Consider the following 17,538-nt stretch of genomic DNA (forward strand, 5'->3'; position numbering starts at 1 on the left):
TGCCGGACCGCCACCGGTCCGGCACAGGGGCCGCCGCGCGGCCGTTAGCACCGGCCGCGCCCGGGGAAGAACGCTCCCACACCCGAGCGTCGGCCGTGCACCAGCAACGGGGAAGGCGAAGCCCCAATGTCGCAGTCGGACACCCTCCACGCGCTGGTCCCCGACCTGCGCGCCATCTGCGGCGACGACGGCGTCCTCACCGACACCGCGCAGCGCCGCACCTACGAGAGCGACGGCATCACCTACCACGCCGAACTGCCCGGCGTCGTGGTGCTGCCCACCACGCCCGAGCAGGTGGCCGGCGTGGTCCGGCTGTGCGCGGAGCACGGTGTGCCGTTCGTACCCCGCGGCTCCGGCACCGGCCTGTCGGCGGGCGCGCTGCCGCGCGCCGACGGCGTCCTCATCGTCACCTCGCGCATGCGCCGCATCATCGAGATCGACATCCCCAACGAACGGGCCGTCGTCGAACCCGGCGTCTTCAACCTGGACGTCACCCGCGCCGCTGCGCCCCACGGCTACTACTACGCGCCCGACCCCTCAAGCCAGCAGGTGTGCTCGGTGGGCGGGAACATCGCCGAGAACTCCGGCGGCGCCCACTGCCTCAAGTACGGGTTCACCGTCAACCACGTCACCGGCTTGCAGATCGTCACCCCCCAGGGCGAGCTCGTGGAGCTCGGCGGCAAGGCCGCCGACGCGCCCGGCTACGACCTCATCGGCGCGTTCATCGGCTCCGAGGGCACCCTGGGGATCGCCACCCGCATCACGGTGCGGCTGCTGCGCTCCCCCCAGAAGGTGCGGACCCTGCTCGCCGCGTTCGACGGCATGGACGCGGGGGGCCGGGCGGTGTCGGCGGTCATCGGCGCGGGGGTGCTGCCCGCCGCCATCGAGATGATGGACGCCCTCGCCATCGAGGCCGCCGAGGCAGCGGTCGCCTGCCGCTACCCCGAGGGCGCCGGGGCGGTGCTCATCGTGGAGCTCGACGGCCCGGCGGCCGAGGTCGACTCCCAGTTCGAGCAGGTCACCCGGTTGTGCCGGGACGAAGGGGCGTTCGAGCTGCGTTCGGCCGACGACCCCGCCGAACGCACCACCATCTGGAAGGGCCGCAAGTCGGCGTTCGCCGCCGTCGGCCGGATCAGCCCGGCCTACATCGTCCAGGACGGCGTCGTGCCGCGCACCGCACTCGGCGAGGTCCTCGGGCGCATCGCCGCGCTGTCCGCCGAGTCGGGCATCCGCGTCGCCAACGTCTTCCACGCCGGCGACGGCAACCTGCACCCGCTGGTGCTGTTCGACGACGCCGAGCCCGGCGCGGGCGACCGCGCCGAGGCGGTGTCCGCGGCAATCCTCGACCTGTGCATCGAGGCCGGGGGGTCCATCACCGGCGAGCACGGGGTCGGTGTCGACAAGGTGTGCCACATGCCCGACATGTTCGGGCCCGACGACCTCGCGGCGATGGACCGGTTCCGCCGCGCGTTCGACCCGCAGGGCATCGCCAACCCGGAGAAGCTGCTGCCGACGCCCCGGCTCTGCGGCGAACGCCCGGGCGCGCGCAAGGGCGTCCACCCACTGGTGGCATCGGGAGAAGCGGAGCTGTTCTAGATGGCGTACCCGTCCGAGTCGACCGAGCAGGCCGCCCTGGCGGCCCACGCCCCCGTGCGCGCGGCGACCGCGGCCGACACCGCGGCCGGCACCGCCGCCCGCCTCGTCGCGGCCCCGGCCGACGCCGCGGCGGCGTCGGCGCTGCTGGGCGAGGCCGCCCGGCTGCGACTGTCGGTGCTGCCGCGCGGCAACGGCACCAAGATCGACTGGGGTGCGCCGCCGCGGAGCTGCGACCTCATCATCGACACCGCCGCGTTGTCGGGCATCGACCACGCGGCCGGCGACCTGGTGGTGCGCGCCGGGGCCGGCACGCCGTTCGCCGAGCTGCGCCGGGTGCTGGCCGACGCCGGGCAGCGGCTGTCCGTCGACGAGGTGGTGCCCGGGTCGACGGTCGGCGGCGTGGTCGCCACGGGCGTGTCCGGTCCGCGCCGCATGCAGCACGGCCCGGTCCGCGACCTGGTCATCGGCATGACGGTGCTCGGCCACGACGGGGTGGCGGCGTCCTCGGGCGGCAGGGTCGTGAAGAACGTCGCGGGCTACGACCTCGCGAAGGTGCAGGCCGGGGCGCTGGGCACGCTGGGCCTCATCGCGTCGGTGACGTTCCGGCTGCACCCGGTCCCGCCCGCGCTGCGCGTGGTGCGCGCCGAGTCCGACGATCCGGGCGCCGTCGGCGCGTGGGCGGCGGCCCTCCGGCGGTCCCAGGTCATGCCGACGGCGGTCGAGCTCGACTGGCCCGGCGGCGGCCCGCTGTCGCTGCGGGTCCTCCTCGAAGGCACCGGTCAGGGCGTCGCCGAGCGCGCCGACGCCGTCGCCGCGGTCCTGGACGGCGCGAAGACCGAGGACGCCGTCCCCGCCGACTGGGCGCGGCCCCCCGGTGGCCCCGACGACACCCTGCTGGAGTTCGCGGTCCCCCTCGCCGAGGTGCTGCCGACCGCGGCGCGGCTGCACGATGCCGGTGCCGCAGCGGGGGCGTCCGTCGCGGTCAAGGGCTCCGCGGGCTGCGGCGTGCTGTACGCAGCCGTGCCGGCCGGCACGGCGCCCGACGCCGTGCAGCGCCTGCTCCTGCTGCTCCGCGACGGCATGGCGGCCGGGTCGGCGACGGTCCGCAGGGCACACCCCGACCTGCACGCCGCCGGCCTGGAGGTGTGGGGCGAGGTCCCCGGCCTTGCGCTCATGCGCGCGGTGAAGTCCGGCTGCGACCCCGACCACCGGTTGTCCCCCGGCCGCTTCGCGGGCGGGCTGTGAGCGGGCGCGGCCCGGCGGGCCCAGGGCCGGCCGGGCGCGGCAGCAGTGTCACCACGACCCCGACGCGTGAGGCGGAGTGAACCCATGGACCACCGGACCGACGCAACCGGGCGGCCCCACGACGGCGGCCTGGCCCATGTCGCCTCCGGGGAGGTCGGCACGCCGCTGCCTGCCCCGGGCGAGGGGGACGCCGAGGGCACCGCGCACCGCTCCTTCGACGACCTGCTGAACGACTGCGTGCACTGCGGCTTCTGCCTGCCCTCCTGCCCGACGTACGTGCTGTGGGGCGAGGAGATGGACTCCCCCCGCGGCCGGATCCACCTCATGGCGCAGCACGCCGACGAGGACGTGCTCAGCGCCGCGGCCGTCCAGCACTTCGACGCCTGCCTGGGCTGCCTGGCCTGCGTCACGTCGTGCCCGTCCGGCGTGCGCTACGACTCCCTCATCGAGACCACGCGCGCGCGGGTCGAACGGGAGAAGCCGCGCGGCCGCGGCGAGCGCGCGCTGCGCGCCGCGATCTTCGCGCTGTTCCCCTACCGGCGCCGCCTGGACCTGATGCGCGGCCCGCTGCGCGCCTACCAGCGCAGCGGCCTGTCGTCGCTGGTCCGCCGCTCGGGGGTGCTCGACCGGGTCGCGCCGTCGCTGGCGACGATGGAGCGCGTCGCTCCCCCGCTGCGCACGGCCGCCCCGCTCCCCGAGCGGGTCCCGGCCCGCGGCAGGCGGCGGGCCGTCGTCGGCATGCTCACCGGCTGCGTCCAAGGGGCGTTCTTCCCGCAGGTCAACAACGCCACCGCGCGAGTGCTGGCGAGCGAGGGGGCCGACGTCGTCATCCCCCCGTCCCAGGGCTGCTGCGGGGCGCTCTCCGCGCACGCCGGGCGCGCCCCCGAGGCGGCGCGCTTCGCCCGCGCGACCATCGAGACCTTCGAGCGCGCCGGGGTCGACGCCGTCGTCGTGAACTCCGCCGGGTGCGGCAGCACGATGAAGCAGTACGCGCAGGTCCTCGCCGAGGACGGTGCGGGGGCCGGGTGGCGGGCGCGCGCCGATGCGCTCGCCGCGGCGACGGTCGACCTCACGGAGTTCCTCACCGGGATCGGGCCGCGCGCCGAGCGCCACCCGCTGCCGCTGCGGGCCGCCTACCACGACGCCTGCCACCTGTCCCACGGCCAGGGGATCACCGCGCAGCCGCGAGACCTCCTCAAGGCCATCCCCGAACTGGACCTCGCCGACCTGCCCAACGCCGACATCTGCTGCGGGTCGGCGGGGGTCTACAACATCCTCCAGCCGCAGGCGGCACGGGAGTTGGGCGGCAGGAAGGCCGCCGACGTCGCGTCGACGGACGCCCGGCTGCTGGTCGCGGGCAACCCCGGGTGCTCATTGCAGATCGCCGCGGCCCTCGAACGCGAGGGCGGCTCCATCGCGGTCGCGCACACCGCGCAGGTCCTCGACGCGTCCATCCGCGGCCTGGGCCCGGCGGCGCTCCTGGAGGCGTAGCGGGGCAGGTGGCGGGGCGCTCAGCCGCCGCGCGGGTAGCCGATGGCGGCGTAGTCGATGTCGGCGAAGCCGGGCGCGCCGACGTTGGCGAGGCCGGTGCGGGTCGCGACGAGCTCGGGGCGCTGGTACAGCGGGAGCGTGTGCCCGGTGTCCCACAGCAGGCGGTCGGCGTCGTTGATGCTGGCGAGGGCGGCCTCGGGGTCGAGGCTGCCCAGCGCCTCGTCCATGGCCGCGTCGATCGCCGGCGAGCCGATGCGGCCGACGTTGGCGCGCCACTGCTCGTCGCCGTTCTCCGCCTTGAGAGGGGTCGACCACTGCTGGAGGAACTGCGAGACGGGGAACCCGGACCCGTTGCTGACCAGCGCCACCATGTCGTAGTCGCCGGGGAGGATGTGGTCGGCGAACAGGGCGTCGCGCGGCACGCTGTCGATCCGCACCGCCACCCCGATCTCGGCGAGCATCGACTGCACGAGCTCCGCCTCGGACTGCGCGGGCGCGAACCCCTGGGGGATCGTGAACCGCAGCCGCAGCTCCTTGCCGCCCTTGCGGCGCGGCTCGCCGTCGCCGGCGGCCCGCCACCCGGCGCCCTCCAGCACCTCGCGGGCCTTCTCGGGGTCGTAGGCGCCCCATTTCCCGCTGTTGTCGGTGTAGCCGTCCTGGCCGGGCAGCAGGAAGTGGTGGTCGGTGGGTTCGGGCCGCCAGTCGAGGCCGCTGAACGCCGACTCGGCGACGGCCCGGCGGTTCACCCCGAGGAACACCGCGTGCCGGACGTCGACGTCGGAGAGCAGGGGGCTCTCACCGTTCAGGGTGAGGTGCCGGAAGTCGGGGGCCCGGGCGGCGCGGACCTCGCCGTCGGCGGCCTTGTCGACGCGCTTCGCCGCCGCGGAGTCGACCGGCAGCGGGGCGAGGTCGACCCCGCCGTCGAGGAACGCGGCCTCCAGCGCTTCGGGCGCCATGGCGCGGAACACGATGCGGTCGAGGCGGGCCCGGTCGCCCCACCAGTCGGCGGAGCGCGCGACCGCGATGGACTTCGCGGTGCGGTCGAACTTCGCCGAGCCGAAGGGCCCGGCGGTCACGGGGATCCGGTCGAGGTAGCCGGAGTTGAAGCGCTCCGCGTCCTCGGTGTAGGCGGCGGGCAGCAGCAGCCGGAACAGCGACGCGTAGTCGGCGAAGGGCTTGGAGAAGGCGACGACGACCTCGAACCGGTCGCGGCCGGCGCGCACCGACGAGATCCGGTCGTAGCCGGTCTGGCCCGCGACCTGGAACTCGGGGTCGCGGCCGGACAGGGCCTCGGCCATGGCGGCGTAGTCGCGCCAGGTGATGGGGTCGCCGTTGGACCACCGGGCCTTGGGGTTGAGCCGGAGGGTGACGACCTGGCGGGGGTCGGTGCGGACGTCGACGTCCTCGACGTAGTCGGGGTCGGGTGCGCTGTCGGCGTCGCTGCCGGTGCGCCACGGGCTGGGCAGCAGCGCCCCCATGACCGTCTGCACAGTGGCGAGGTTGCCGTTGGCGTGGTGCGGGTTCCACTGGGCCGGCAGCTCGTTGATGCCCCAGCGCAGGGTGCCGCCGTCGGCGAGGGTGGCGGGGTCGACCTGGTTGACCGAGGCGGCCGGCAGCTTCTTGTCCTGCGCATTGCCGCTGGAGGACTGGCAGGCGGTGAGGACGACCGCGAGCAGCAGCGCCACCGCCGCGGTGCAGCGGAGACCCTGCCCTCCCGCGCGGCCGGCGCGGCGGCGGGAGCGGTGCTCCCTGCTTCGGCGCACCACCCGCCCTGTCACGGGTCGTCCCCCGAGTGTCGGCATGGCCCCAAGAGTAACGGGATCCTCCCTTTTCGACAGAAGAAAGGCAATGGGACATTTGGTGGCCATTTCCACCGCGCGGGTCAGGTCCGGACACGCGGGTCCAGCAGGCCGCGCGCCGTGTCCGCGAGGAGCCCCGCCACCGACACGCACAGCGCGCCGAAGGTGCACACGGCCGCCACGACGTTGACGTCCCCTTCCGCGATCGCGTCGATGAGCAGGCCGCCGACCCCGTGCCAGCCGAACACCTGCTCCACGAACACCGTCCCGGTGAACAGGGCGGCGAACGAGTAGCCGAACAGGGTGACCGACGGCCCCAGTGTGGTGCGCAGCGCGTGGCGGCGCAGCGCGGCGCGCAGCGTCAGCCCTTTGGCGCGGGCGGTCCGGACGAAGTCGGCGCCCGCCGCCTCGGCGATCAGCTCCCGCTGGTAGCGGCTGTGCACGGCGATCTGCGGCAGCGCCAGCGCCAGCGACGGCAGCAGCAGGTGCCGGGCGCGGTCGGCGGCGGAACCCCACATGCCCGCGTCGAGCCCCGGGGTGTACTCGCCGGTGGCGCGCAGCAGGTCGGCCCCTGCCGCGCTGTTCAGCCACAGCGCGCACGCCTGGAGGGCGGCGGCGAGCACGACGGTCGGCACCGAGATCACCGTGTACGACCACAGCGTCAGCAGCCGGTCGGCCCCCCGGCCGCGGCGCAGCCCCGCCCAGGCGCCCAGCGCGACGCCCGCCACGCTGCCCGCGACCAGGCCGATGGACATCAGCCGCAGGTTCACCCCCACACGCCGGGCCATCTCCGCGCCGACCTCCCGCCCGTCCCAGGTCCGGCCGAGGTCGCCGCACAGGACACCGGAGGCCCACACCGCGTAGCGCTGCGCCAGGGGGGCGTCGTCGTTCAGGTTGGACTCGGTGAGGACGGCGTCCACGACCTCCGGCGGCGGGGGCGGCTGCCGCCCCTCGTAGTTGCCTCGGGGGTCGAGCACCGCCGCGGCGAGCAGGTAGGCGAGGCTCGACGCGACCAGTACCAGGACGGCGTGCCCCGCCAGCCTGCGTACCAGGAACCGCGCCACCCGGAGCCCCCTCGCCCGTCCGTCGTCGTGGCCCGCCCGGCGACCGCGGATCGCGCGCCGGACGGGGCCGTCCGGAATCCCATCACCGAAGGGGGCCTTCGCGCGGCGATTCGCCGGATCCGGCCACACGAGCGCCGGGCCGTGTTCGGTGGATCATTCCGGACCCGCGTCCCCTCCTAGCGGGTCTCGCCTTCGGCGACGATCACCGCCGGGCCGCGCAGCAGCGCGCCGCCGCCGGGGTCGAGGGTGACCGCGCACGTGCCGCCGGGGACCCGCACCGTCCAGGCCGACCCTCCTCCCCCGGCGGCCGCCGCGGCCGCGGCCGCGGCGACGATGCCGGTGCCGCATGAGCGGGTCTCGCCGGACCCCCGCTCGTACACGCGCATCTCCAGCACGCCCGGTTCGACCTCGCGGAACAGCTCCAGGTTCGCGCCCTCGGGGTACTGCGCGGGGTCGAGCAGCGGGGCGTCTCGGAGGTCGAACTCCGCCACCGGGCGGTCCACCGCCACGGCGAGGTGCGGGTTGCCCACCGAGATGCGCGCGCCGCGGAGGTCCTCCCCTGCGAGTACGGCGCCGCCCTTGCCGAGGGTGCGGACCTCGCCCATGGCGACCGCGACGTCGCCGTCGGCCCCGACGGTGGCCCGGCGCGCCCCGGCGCGGGTGCCGATGTCGATCACGGGACCTTCGGCGAGCCCGGAGTCGATCAGGTAGCGGGCGAACACCCGCACGCCGTTGCCGCACATCTCGGCGACGCTGCCGTCGGCGTTGCGGTAGTCCATGAACCAGGCGCAGGCCGCCGCCGAGCGCGCGGACTCGGGGAGGGGCGCGCCGAGCGCCTCGGTGCGCACCACCCGCAGGACGCCGTCGCCGCCGATGCCCGCCCGGCGGTCGCACAACCACCGGACCAGCGCGGGGGTGAGGTCGAGCGCCCCATCGGGGTCGGGCAGGATCACGAAGTCGTTCTCGGTTCCGTGGCCCTTGGCGAATCGCATGACGCTCATCCTAGGACGTGTTCCGCCGGCGCGGTGGCCTGCACGGACCAGGTCCCCGCCGGCGCTGACACACTGGTGGGGTGAGTGGTGTCATCGCGGTCGTCGGAGCGACCGCCTCGGGAAAGTCCGACCTCGGCGTGGAACTCGCGCTGCGCCTCGGCGGCGAGGTCGTCAACGCCGACTCCATGCAGCTGTACCGGGGCATGGACATCGGAACGGCCAAGATCACCGCCGCGGAGCGGCGGGGGGTGCCGCACCACCTGCTCGACGTCCTCGACGTCACCGAGCCCGCCAACGCCGCCGGCTACCAGCGCGACGCGCGTGCGCACATCGACCGCCTGCTGGCGGCGGGACGCGCGCCGATCCTGGTCGGCGGGTCGGGGCTATACATCCGGGCGGCGATCGACCATCTGGAGTTCCCCGGCACCGACCCCGAGGTGCGCGCCCGACTGGAGGCCGAACTGCCCGTGGTGGGCGCCGCCGGGCTGCACGCCCGGCTGGCCCGGTCCGACCCCGCCGCGGCGGCGGCGATCCTGCCGGGCAACGCGCGGCGGGTCGTGCGCGCCCTGGAGGTCATCGAGATCACCGGGCGCCCGTTCACCGCAACCCTACCGGGCCACGAGTCCCACTACCCGGGCGTGCAGATCGGGCTCGGCGTACCCCGCCCCGAACTCGACGACCGCATCGCCGCGCGGGTCGACCGCATGTGGCGCGACGGGTTCGTCGCCGAGGTGCGCGCGCTGGCGGAGCGGGGGCTGCGCGAGGGCCGCACCGCCTCGCGCGCGCTCGGCTACGCCCAGGTGCTGCGGTTCCTCGCCGGGGAGTACGACGAGGACACCGCGAAGGACGAGACCGTGCGGGCCACCCGCCGCTTCGCCCGCCGCCAGGAGTCGTGGTTCCGCCGCGACCCCCGCGTGCACTGGCTCGCCTACGACGCGCCCGACCTCGCCGGTCAGGCCGAGCGGCTCGCCCGTTCCGGCGCGGAGTCAGCGGACCACAGCGCGACGAAGTAGCCCACGCCGTAGGGCGCCTCGGCGGCGAGCAGCCGCCCGGTCGGCGCGGCGTCCTTCGCCGCTCCGGCGAGGACCTGCCACGCGGCGCGCCCGCCGACCAGCAGGGCGTCGGCGAGGTCGGGGCGCAGCGCAGCCAGCGCCGACACGTCGGCCGTACCGAGCGCGTCGGCGACCGCGGCGTCGTAGCCCGCGGCGCGCTCGTCGAAGCGCCCCGGTGACGACTCGTCGCGCCGGGCGCTGCCGTCGCCCATGACCAGCGCGGCGACCCTGGGGGCCGAGGCGGCGAGCGCGGCGCCGCTGCGCAGGCACTCCTCGGGTGCGGCGTCGGCGGCGATCTCGGTGAACCCGGCCGGGGCGGCGCCGGACCGCTCGGCCAGCCACCGCCCCAGGGTCAAGGAGAGCGGGAGGACGGCGGGGCCCGGGCCGACGGAGAGGTCGACGCCGTAGGCGGCGAGGCTGCCGGCCGCCGCGGCCGGGTGGTCCGCGGTGCGCGGACCCGCGCCGATGACGACGACGATGTCGGGCCGCGCCGCGACCAGGCGGCCGACCGCCTCGTCGCAGGCGGCGCGCAGCGGGTCGAGTTCGGCGGCCGCGGCCCCGGCGACCTGCGGGACGAGGATCGGCGGTTGCGGGCACACGGCAGCGGCGATCAGCACACGCCGATGCTACCGGCCGGTCATGACGCCTTATTGACGCGCGATCCCCTTGTCCGGCGCGCCGCACTGGCCTAAGCTTGACCTCGTGACCAGATTTGAAATTCGGTCACACAGTCAGACCGCAGTCGAGCCGGGCGGCCGCACGATCCGGCGGCCGCGCCCCCGGCGAACCGGACGAGGAGCACCCGTGACCCTGCCCACGACCACCCCCGAGGAGACCGCCGACACCGAGCGCGCCGAACGCGCCCGGCGCATCCTCGACGCCGCGGCGGAGCTCCTGGTGGCCTGGGGCTACCGCAGGGTCACCATCGACGAGGTGGCGCGCCGCGCCGGTGTCGGCAAGGGCACCGTCTACCTGCACTGGAAGACCAAGGAGGCGCTGTTCCTCGTCGTCCTGCTGCGCGCGAAGTCCTCCTCGTTCGCGACCTACGTGCGGCGCATGCGCGCCGACCCGCGCGAGGTCCTGCCCAGCCGGATGCTGCGCTCCATGTACCTCGAACTCGGCGCCGACCCCGTCGCACGGGCCATGTACCTGGGCGACAGCGAGACCCTGGGCCGCCTCGGCGAGGTCAGCGCCCGCGAACTCCGCTCCTTCAGCGAGGAGGGCGCGCGCGGGCTGGAGGAGCACTTCCGGCTCCTGCGCGACGCCGGCGCCCTGCGCACCGACCTGCCGCTGCGCACGCAGACCTACAGCTACCTCGCCACCGCGCTCGGCTTCGTGACCATGCACACGCTGGACACCCCCCTCGCCCCCGAACCCGGCGCCGGCGACCCCTCCCCGCTCGACCCCCCGGCGGCCCCCGGCGTCCTCGCCGGCGCCGACGCGCTCGCCCACACCGTGCGCGCCGCGCTGGAGACCGGCTCCGGTGCCGAGTCGACCGCGCCCGCCGTCATCGCCGTGTACGAGCGCCTTGAGGCGCTGTGCCAAGAGGAGATCACCCGCCAGCTCCGCCGGTAGCGCCCGGCGTCCCACCAAAGGAAGGCCAGCGATGACCCAGTCCGCCACCCCGCTCCAGCAGCACGTCGGCGAGCACCCCGACGAGCCCAACATCGCCGACCCCGCACTGGCCGCCGACCCGTTCACCGGCTACGGGCGCATCCGCGAACAGGGGCGCGCCGTCCGCGGCCGGTACCTCGACGGCAGCCCGCTGTGGATCGTCACCCGCTTCGACGACGTCCGCGCCGTGCTCGGCGACACCCGGTTCGTCAACCACGCCGCGTCTGTCCCCGGTATCGACACCGACAACTCCCGCGACAGGCTGTTCGAGATGCTGGGCGTCGCGCCCGAGCTCGCCGCGTACTTCGCGGGCACCATCCTCGACACCGACCCGCCCGACCACACCCGACTGCGCAAGCTCGTCTCGCGCACGTTCACCGTCCGCCGAATCGCCGAGCTGCGGCCGCGGGTCGAGCAGATCACCGCGGACCTCCTCGACGCGCTGCCCGACCACGCCGAGGACGGCGCGGTGGACCTCATCGAGCACTTCACCTACCCGCTGCCCATCGCCGTCATCTGCGAACTCGTCGGCATCCCCGAGGCCGACCGCCCGCAGTGGCGCGAATGGGGCCGGGAGCTGGTGGCGCTGCACCCCGGGCGGTTCGGCACGACACTGCGGGACATGGTCGACCACATCCACGACCTCATCCGGCGCCGGCGCGCCGATCCCACCGACGACCTGCTGTCGGGGCTCATCCGCACCCATGACGACGACGGCGACCGGCTCACCGACACCGAACTGGTGTCCATGATCCTCACCCTGGTCGTCGCCGGACACGAGACCACCGCGCACCTCATCGGCAACGGCACCGAGGCACTGCTCACGCACCCCGACCAGCGCGCGCTGCTGCGCGGCGACCCCGGGCTGCTGCCCCAGGCGGTCCACGAGCTGATGCGCTGGTGCGGGCCGGTGCAGATCACCCGGGTGCGCTACGCGGCCGAGGACCTCGACCTCGACGGAATGCCCTTCGCCAAGGGCGACGCGGTGCAGACCGTGCTCGTCGCCGCCAACCGCGACCCCCGGCAGTTCCCCGACCCCGACCGGCTCGACCTCACCCGCACCCCCGCCGGGCGCGGCGAACCCCACGTCGGGTTCAGCCACGGCGCCCACTACTGCCTCGGCGCCGCGCTAGCGCGCCAGGAGGCCGAGGTGGCGTTCGGCGCGCTGCTGCGGCGCTTCCCCGACCTGCGCCTCGCGGTCGCGCCGGAGGAGCTGCGGCGCGCCGCGCTCCCGGGATCATGGCGGCTCGAAGCGCTGCCCGTGAGGCTCTGACAGCGGACGGCGGCGGGCCCGCGCACGTTCGGGTCAGGCGCCGCAGCCGCCGGCCGCGCCCGCGGGCTGCGGCGCGGGGGCGCCTACCGTGGGCATGCCCAGCAGTACGCCCGGCGGCTCGGGGGCGGCGCCGTTGCGGGCCGCCCACGCGTCGCCCGCGCGGGTGCGGCGGACACCGAGCACACCGGAGTCGGCGACCAGGTGGTGCGGTGCGGCGTAGGTGATCCCGACCCGGGCGAGGTCGCCCGGGCGCAGCCCTTCGGCGCCCTCGACGTCGAAGTGCACGAGCCGGTTGTCGGGTGCGCGGCCCGAGAGGCGGCGCCGCGCTTCGTCCTTGCGGCCCTCGCCCTCGGCGACCAGCACCTCGACCTCGGTGCCGACGAGCGCGGTGTTCTCGGCCCACGACACGGAGTCCTGTAGTTCCACGAGGCGCTCGTAGCGCTCCTGGACCACCTCCTTGGGAAGCTGGCCGTCCATGTCGGCGGCCGGTGTGCCGGGGCGCTTGGAGTACTGGAAGGTGAACGCCTGGGCGAACCGCGCCTCGCGCACCACCTTCAGGGTCTCCTCGAAGTCCGCCTCGGACTCGCCGGGGAAGCCGACGATGATGTCGGTCGTGATGGCGGCGTCGGGCATCGCCGCGCGCACCTTCTCGACGATGCCGAGGAACCGCTCCTGGCGGTAGGAGCGGCGCATGGCCTTGAGGACCCGGCTCGACCCCGATTGCAGCGGCATGTGCAGCTGCGGCATGACGTTGGGGGTCTCGGCCATGGCGGCGATGACGTCGTCGGTGAAGTCGCGCGGATGCGGCGACGTGAACCGCACCCGCTCCAGGCCCTCGACCTCGCCGCAGGCGCGCAGCAGCTTGGAGAACGCCCGGCGGTCGCCGAACTCGCTGCCGTAGGCGTTGACGTTCTGCCCGAGCAGGGTGACCTCGATGGCGCCCTCGGCGACCAGCGCGCGCACCTCGCCGAGGATGTCGCCCGGCCTGCGGTCCTTCTCCTTGCCGCGCAGCGCGGGGACGATGCAGAACGTGCAGGTGTTGTTGCAGCCGACCGAGATCGCGACCCACGCCGCGTAGGCGGACTCGCGCCGCGTGGGCAGGGTCGAGGGGAAGGTCGCCAGCGACTCCTCGATCTCGACCTGCGCCTCGTCGTGCACCCTGGCGCGCTCCAGCAGGGCGGGCAGCGTGTGGATGTTGTGGGTGCCGAACACGACGTCGACCCACGGTGCGCGGCGCACGATCTCGCCGCGGTCCTTCTGCGCCAGGCAGCCGCCCACGGCGATCCGCATGCCGGGGTTGGCGTCCTTCACCGGGCGCAGGCGGCCGAGGTTGCCGTAGAGGCGGTTGTCGGCGTTCTCGCGCACGGCGCAGGTGTTGAAGACGACGACGTCGGGCGTTGCGTCCTCGGCTGCCCGGTGGTACCCCGCGTCCTCCAGCAGGCCCGACAGGCGCTCGGAGTCGTGGACGTTCATCTGGCAGCCGTAGGTCCGCACTTCGTAGCTGGGACTGTGGCTCACCGCTCCATGCTAGGGGCTGGCCGCGCCCCACCCGAACGGGAGCCGCGCCGACCGCCCGGAGCTGGCAAAAGGTCCCACATTAGGGCCTGCGCACATCACTGCGCAAAACAGCGCCCTAATCTTCGCATTCCATAACGTTTGTACCGATTCAGCCGTAACAAGTCAGCCACTCCCTGGCCGGACACCGCCAACTGTGGTGACAAGCACGCACCGTTAAGGCTAGTTTCCGGCACATGACCGCAACTCCTCTTGTCGTACTTGAGGACGTGAACAAGCACTTTGGCCAGCTTCACGTGCTCAAGGACATCCAACTCTCCGTGCAGAGCGGCGAGGTCGTCGTCGTGATCGGCCCGTCGGGGTCCGGCAAGTCGACGCTGTGCCGCACGATCAACCGGCTGGAGACCATCGACAACGGCCGCATCATGCTGGACGGCAAGGAGCTGCCCGCCGAGGGGCGCGGTCTCGCCAAGCTGCGCAGCGACGTCGGCATGGTGTTCCAGTCCTTCAACCTCTTCTCGCACAAGACCGTGCTCCAGAACGTCACCCTCGGCCCCATCAAGGTCCTCAAGAAGGGCAGGGCCGAGGCCGAGAAGCGCGGCATGGAACTGCTCGACCGCGTTCAAATCGCCGACCAGGCGAACAAGTACCCCGCCCAACTGTCCGGCGGGCAGCAGCAGCGGGTCGCCATCGCCCGCGCACTGGCGATGAACCCCAAAGTGCTCATGTTCGACGAGCCCACCTCCGCCCTCGACCCCGAGATGGTGCAAGAGGTCCTCGACGTCATGATCGACCTCGCCACCGAGGGCATGACCATGGTCGTGGTCACCCACGAAATGGGGTTCGCGCGGCGCGCGGCGCACCGCGTCGTGTTCATGGCCGACGGCGAGATCGTCGAGGAGGCCACCCCCGACGAGTTCTTCACCAACCCGCAGAAGCAGCGCGCAAAGGACTTCCTCTCGAAGATCCTGAGCCACTGACCCACCCCGCAGCACTCTCTTGACCCCCGGCACCCGACGCAACAAGAAGAAGAGGTAACCGACATGCGAGCTCATCGCATTGGATCCGCCCTCGCCGGAGCAGCCGCGTTGGCGCTTGCGGTGACCGCCTGCGGCGCACCCGCCGGGAGCGGAGGCGACTCAGGCGGCGGTGGCGGCGACGGAGACAAGCTCGTCATCGGCACCAAGTACGACCAGCCCGGCCTCGGCCTCGAAAAAGAGGGCAAGCCCGAGGGCTTCGACGTCGACGTCGCCAAATACGTCGCCAAGGAGCTCGGCTACGAGGAGAACCAGATCGAGTGGAAGGAGACCATCTCGGACAACCGCGAGGGCTTCCTCCAGCAGAAGACCGTCGACATGGTCCTCGCCACCTACTCGATCACCGACGAGCGCAAGCAGGTCGTCTCCTTCGCCGGGCCCTACTACGTCGCCCAGCAGGACATCCTCGTCCCCGCCGAGGACAAGGACAGCAAGAAGCCCGAGGACATGAAGGGCAAGACCCTCTGCGCCGCGGCCGGGTCCCGCTCCGCCGACACCATCACCGAGACCCTCAAGATCGACGCGCAGACCCGCAAGGCCGGCAACTACTCCGAGTGCATGCAGCTCCTCGACGACGGCACCATCGACGCCGTCACCACCGACAACACCATCCTCGCCGGGTTCTCCGCCCAGCAGGAGGGCAAGTTCCGGCTGCTGAACAACCCGTTCCAGGAGGAGCGCTACGGCGTCGGCCTGCCGAAGAACAGCGACAAGTGCGAGAAGATCGACGAGGCCATCACCAAGATGTGGGAGAGCGGCGAAGCCGAGAAGATGCTGGAGAAGCACTTCGGCCCGGCCGGTCTGGAGTACGACAAGAAGCAGCCCGAACTCGACGGCTGCGAGTAAGCGGTAGTCGCGTCGCCGGCGGCGGGCCGCCCGCCCGCCGCCGGCGGGCTCGGCCGCGCCGCCAGGACCCCGACGGCCCGGCGTCCCCGCCGCGCGCCCCGCGGCGCAGGCACCCCGACGCCGCCCGCTGACCCCGACGCAGCCGAGAAACACTCCCCGACCGGCTAGGTGCCATGGAAGCCTTCTTCGCCAACTTCGATCTCGTCATCAACGGTTTCTCCTGGACCGTGCGCCTCACCCTGCTCAGCGCCCTGGGCTCGTTCCTGCTCGGCCTGGTCCTCACCGCGATGCGGGTCTCCCCCGTACCGCTGATGCGGGGGATCGCGACCACCTACGTCGAGACCGTCCGCAACACTCCCCTCACCCTCGTCCTGCTGTTCTGCGGCCTCGGCCTCAGCAGCGCGCTGGGCTTCACGTTCACCGAGAACGTCGAGTGGGACGTCTTCTGGTTCGCGGTCATCGGACTGTCGGCCTACACCGCGTGCTTCGTGTCCGAGTCGCTGCGCTCCGGCATCAACACCATCCCGCTCGGCCAGATCGAGGCGGCACGCTCCATCGGCCTGACGTTCGGCCAGAACCTCCAGCTCATCCTGCTGCCGCAGGCGCTGCGCGCCGTCATCGGCCCGCTCGGCAGCGTCCTCATCGCCCTCACCAAGAACACGACCATCGCATCCGCGGCCGGTCTCGGCGTCATCGAGGCGTCCGCCCAGATGAAGCAGATGTTCGACAAGGGCATCGCACCGGTCATCCCGACGTTCATCGGATTCGCCATCGGATTCCTCGTCCTCACCCTGCCCATGGGCTTCTTCTTCAGTTGGCTGGCCCGGCGAATGGCGGTGGCACGATGAGCGCAGGTCAGGCGCAGATGCTCCTGTTCGACGTGCCCGGGCCCCGCGCCCGCGCGCGGCACCGCGTCTACACCGTGGTGACCCTGCTGGTCCTGGTGGCGCTACTCGGCTACGTCGGCTACGTCCTCAACGGCTCCACCATGCGGCCGTTCAACCCCGAGGGCGAGTGGACCGCGCAGAAGTGGACCCCGCTGTTCACCGCCGCCTCATGGCAGCACTACATCATCCCCGGCCTGATCAACACCCTCATGGCCGCCGGGCAGGCCGCGGTCGCCGCCGTCGTGTTCGGCATGCTGTTCGGTGTCGGCCGGATGTCGGACCACAAGTGGATCAGCTGGCCGTGCGCCGTCGTGGTGGAGTTCTTCCGCGGCATCCCGCTCCTCATGCTGATCTTCTTCACCGTGGCGTTCCCCCTGGTCCTCGCCCAGCTCGCCGAGGCGGTCCCCGCCCTGGCGGCCATCGGCCTCGCCGACGTCGACATCACCGTCGACACGCTGACCGCCGTCGTGGTCGGACTCACCCTCTACAACGGCTCCGTACTCGCCGAGGTGTTCCGCGCCGGGATCCAGGCCGTACCGAAGGGGCAGTCGGAGGCCGCCTACTCCCTGGGCATGGGAAAAACGCAGGTCATGACGTTGATCCTGCTCCCGCAGGCGGTCGCCAGCATGATGCCGGCCATCGTCGCCCAGCTCGTGGTGCTGCTGAAGGACACCGCGCTCGGCTACATCGTGGCCTACCCGGAGCTGCTGCGGAACTTCCGGTTCATCAGCACCGAACACAACAACATCATCCCGGCGGCGATCGTCTGCGCCGCCATCTACATCGCCATCAACATGGCGCTGAGCCGGTTCGCCATCTGGCTCGAACGCCGCAACGCGCGGCGCGGCAAGGCGTCGGCCACGGTCGTCGGCGCCCCCGGGATGGACCCCGCCTCCGTCGGCGCCCTGGGCGCCGCCGGCGAGCCCGGCGCGGCCCCCGCCGCGACCGCTGCTCCGGCAGGGACCACACCGGAACCCACGCTGCGCGGCGAACCGGACGACGGACCCGGCGAACCCGGCGACGGAGCCGAGGGCCCGGACGAGCCGGGCACCGGCCCCGCCGACCGCGGCTGAGGCCCGCGCACCGGGCCGGTCTCGCGCACGTACGCGCGAGACCGGCCCGGCGTG

At 73.4% G+C, this 17,538-nt stretch carries 15 protein-coding genes; 10 read left to right on the top strand and 5 right to left on the bottom strand.

Annotation, left to right across the window (positions count from 1 at the left end; genetic code table 11):
- The first annotated feature begins 126 nt into the window (after positions 1-126).
- From CLV63_RS02255 to CLV63_RS02265, 3 genes are all read left to right on the top strand, one after another.
- A complete protein-coding gene (locus CLV63_RS02255) occupies positions 127-1,596 on the top strand; it encodes an FAD-linked oxidase C-terminal domain-containing protein (RefSeq protein WP_106581134.1) in 1,470 nt (489 codons plus the stop codon).
- A complete protein-coding gene (locus CLV63_RS02260) occupies positions 1,597-2,841 on the top strand; it encodes an FAD-binding oxidoreductase (protein WP_106581135.1) in 1,245 nt (414 codons plus the stop codon).
- Positions 2,842-2,925: 84 nt separating this feature from the next.
- Positions 2,926-4,332, top strand: a complete 1,407-nt coding sequence (locus CLV63_RS02265; protein WP_106581136.1) for a (Fe-S)-binding protein — start codon at positions 2,926-2,928, stop codon at positions 4,330-4,332.
- 20 nt (positions 4,333-4,352) lie between these two features.
- Here CLV63_RS02265 and CLV63_RS02270 read toward each other — a convergent pair whose 3' ends face one another.
- The 3 genes from CLV63_RS02270 to dapF form a co-directional block, all read right to left on the bottom strand.
- Positions 4,353-6,134 carry an ABC transporter family substrate-binding protein gene (locus CLV63_RS02270; RefSeq protein WP_106581137.1) on the bottom strand — a complete coding sequence of 594 codons (1,782 nt, stop codon included), beginning with the start codon at positions 6,132-6,134 and terminating at the stop codon, positions 4,353-4,355.
- Positions 6,135-6,214: 80 nt separating this feature from the next.
- Entirely contained in the window at positions 6,215-7,195 is a 981-nt protein-coding gene (locus CLV63_RS02275; protein ID WP_106581138.1) for an ABC transporter permease, read from the bottom strand.
- 176 nt (positions 7,196-7,371) lie between these two features.
- A complete protein-coding gene (gene dapF, locus CLV63_RS02280; RefSeq protein ID WP_106581263.1) occupies positions 7,372-8,187 on the bottom strand; it encodes a diaminopimelate epimerase in 816 nt (271 codons plus the stop codon).
- A gap of 80 nt (positions 8,188-8,267) precedes the next feature.
- On the opposite strand from dapF, the gene miaA reads away from it, so the two are divergent.
- Positions 8,268-9,200, top strand: a complete 933-nt coding sequence (gene miaA / locus CLV63_RS02285; protein ID WP_106581139.1) for a tRNA (adenosine(37)-N6)-dimethylallyltransferase MiaA — start codon at positions 8,268-8,270, stop codon at positions 9,198-9,200.
- On the opposite strand, the gene CLV63_RS02290 is transcribed toward miaA, so the two are convergent.
- The gene (locus tag CLV63_RS02290) at positions 9,140-9,856 is read right to left on the bottom strand and encodes a class III extradiol dioxygenase subunit B-like domain-containing protein (RefSeq protein WP_106581140.1); all 717 of its coding nucleotides are present in this window, start codon (positions 9,854-9,856) and stop codon (positions 9,140-9,142) included. The genes miaA and CLV63_RS02290 overlap by 61 nt on opposite strands.
- Before the next feature lie 187 nt (positions 9,857-10,043).
- On the opposite strand from CLV63_RS02290, the gene CLV63_RS34935 reads away from it, so the two are divergent.
- Both CLV63_RS34935 and CLV63_RS02300 read left to right on the top strand, forming a co-directional pair.
- Positions 10,044-10,814: a TetR/AcrR family transcriptional regulator gene (locus tag CLV63_RS34935; protein WP_211301100.1), complete on the top strand. Its 771-nt coding sequence runs from the start codon at positions 10,044-10,046 to the stop codon at positions 10,812-10,814.
- 31 nt (positions 10,815-10,845) lie between these two features.
- Complete coding sequence (locus CLV63_RS02300; RefSeq protein ID WP_106581141.1) at positions 10,846-12,126, top strand: cytochrome P450 family protein; 1,281 nt, start codon at positions 10,846-10,848, stop codon at positions 12,124-12,126.
- Between the two features lie 33 nt (positions 12,127-12,159).
- Here the strand turns inward: CLV63_RS02300 and miaB are convergent, their stop codons facing one another.
- Positions 12,160-13,620 (bottom strand): tRNA (N6-isopentenyl adenosine(37)-C2)-methylthiotransferase MiaB, encoded by a 1,461-nt coding sequence (gene miaB, locus CLV63_RS02305; protein ID WP_106581142.1) that lies wholly within the window; start codon positions 13,618-13,620, stop codon positions 12,160-12,162.
- A gap of 257 nt (positions 13,621-13,877) precedes the next feature.
- Here miaB and CLV63_RS02310 point away from each other — a divergent pair, with 257 nt between their 5' ends.
- From CLV63_RS02310 to CLV63_RS02325, 4 genes are all read left to right on the top strand, one after another.
- Positions 13,878-14,621: an amino acid ABC transporter ATP-binding protein gene (locus CLV63_RS02310; RefSeq protein WP_106581143.1), complete on the top strand. Its 744-nt coding sequence runs from the start codon at positions 13,878-13,880 to the stop codon at positions 14,619-14,621.
- Positions 14,622-14,684: 63 nt separating this feature from the next.
- Positions 14,685-15,524, top strand: coding sequence for a glutamate ABC transporter substrate-binding protein (locus CLV63_RS02315; RefSeq protein WP_106581144.1), 840 nt, complete (start codon positions 14,685-14,687; stop codon positions 15,522-15,524).
- 173 nt (positions 15,525-15,697) lie between these two features.
- Positions 15,698-16,372: an amino acid ABC transporter permease gene (locus CLV63_RS02320; RefSeq protein ID WP_106581145.1), complete on the top strand. Its 675-nt coding sequence runs from the start codon at positions 15,698-15,700 to the stop codon at positions 16,370-16,372.
- Positions 16,369-17,484 (top strand): amino acid ABC transporter permease, encoded by a 1,116-nt coding sequence (locus tag CLV63_RS02325; protein WP_106581146.1) that lies wholly within the window; start codon positions 16,369-16,371, stop codon positions 17,482-17,484. Before CLV63_RS02320 ends, CLV63_RS02325 begins: the two co-directional genes overlap by 4 nt.
- Positions 17,485-17,538 lie beyond the last annotated feature (54 nt).

Origin of the sequence: Murinocardiopsis flavida, assembly GCF_003014485.1 — a bacterium.
GTDB classification, from domain to species: domain Bacteria; phylum Actinomycetota; class Actinomycetes; order Streptosporangiales; family Streptosporangiaceae; genus Murinocardiopsis; species Murinocardiopsis flavida.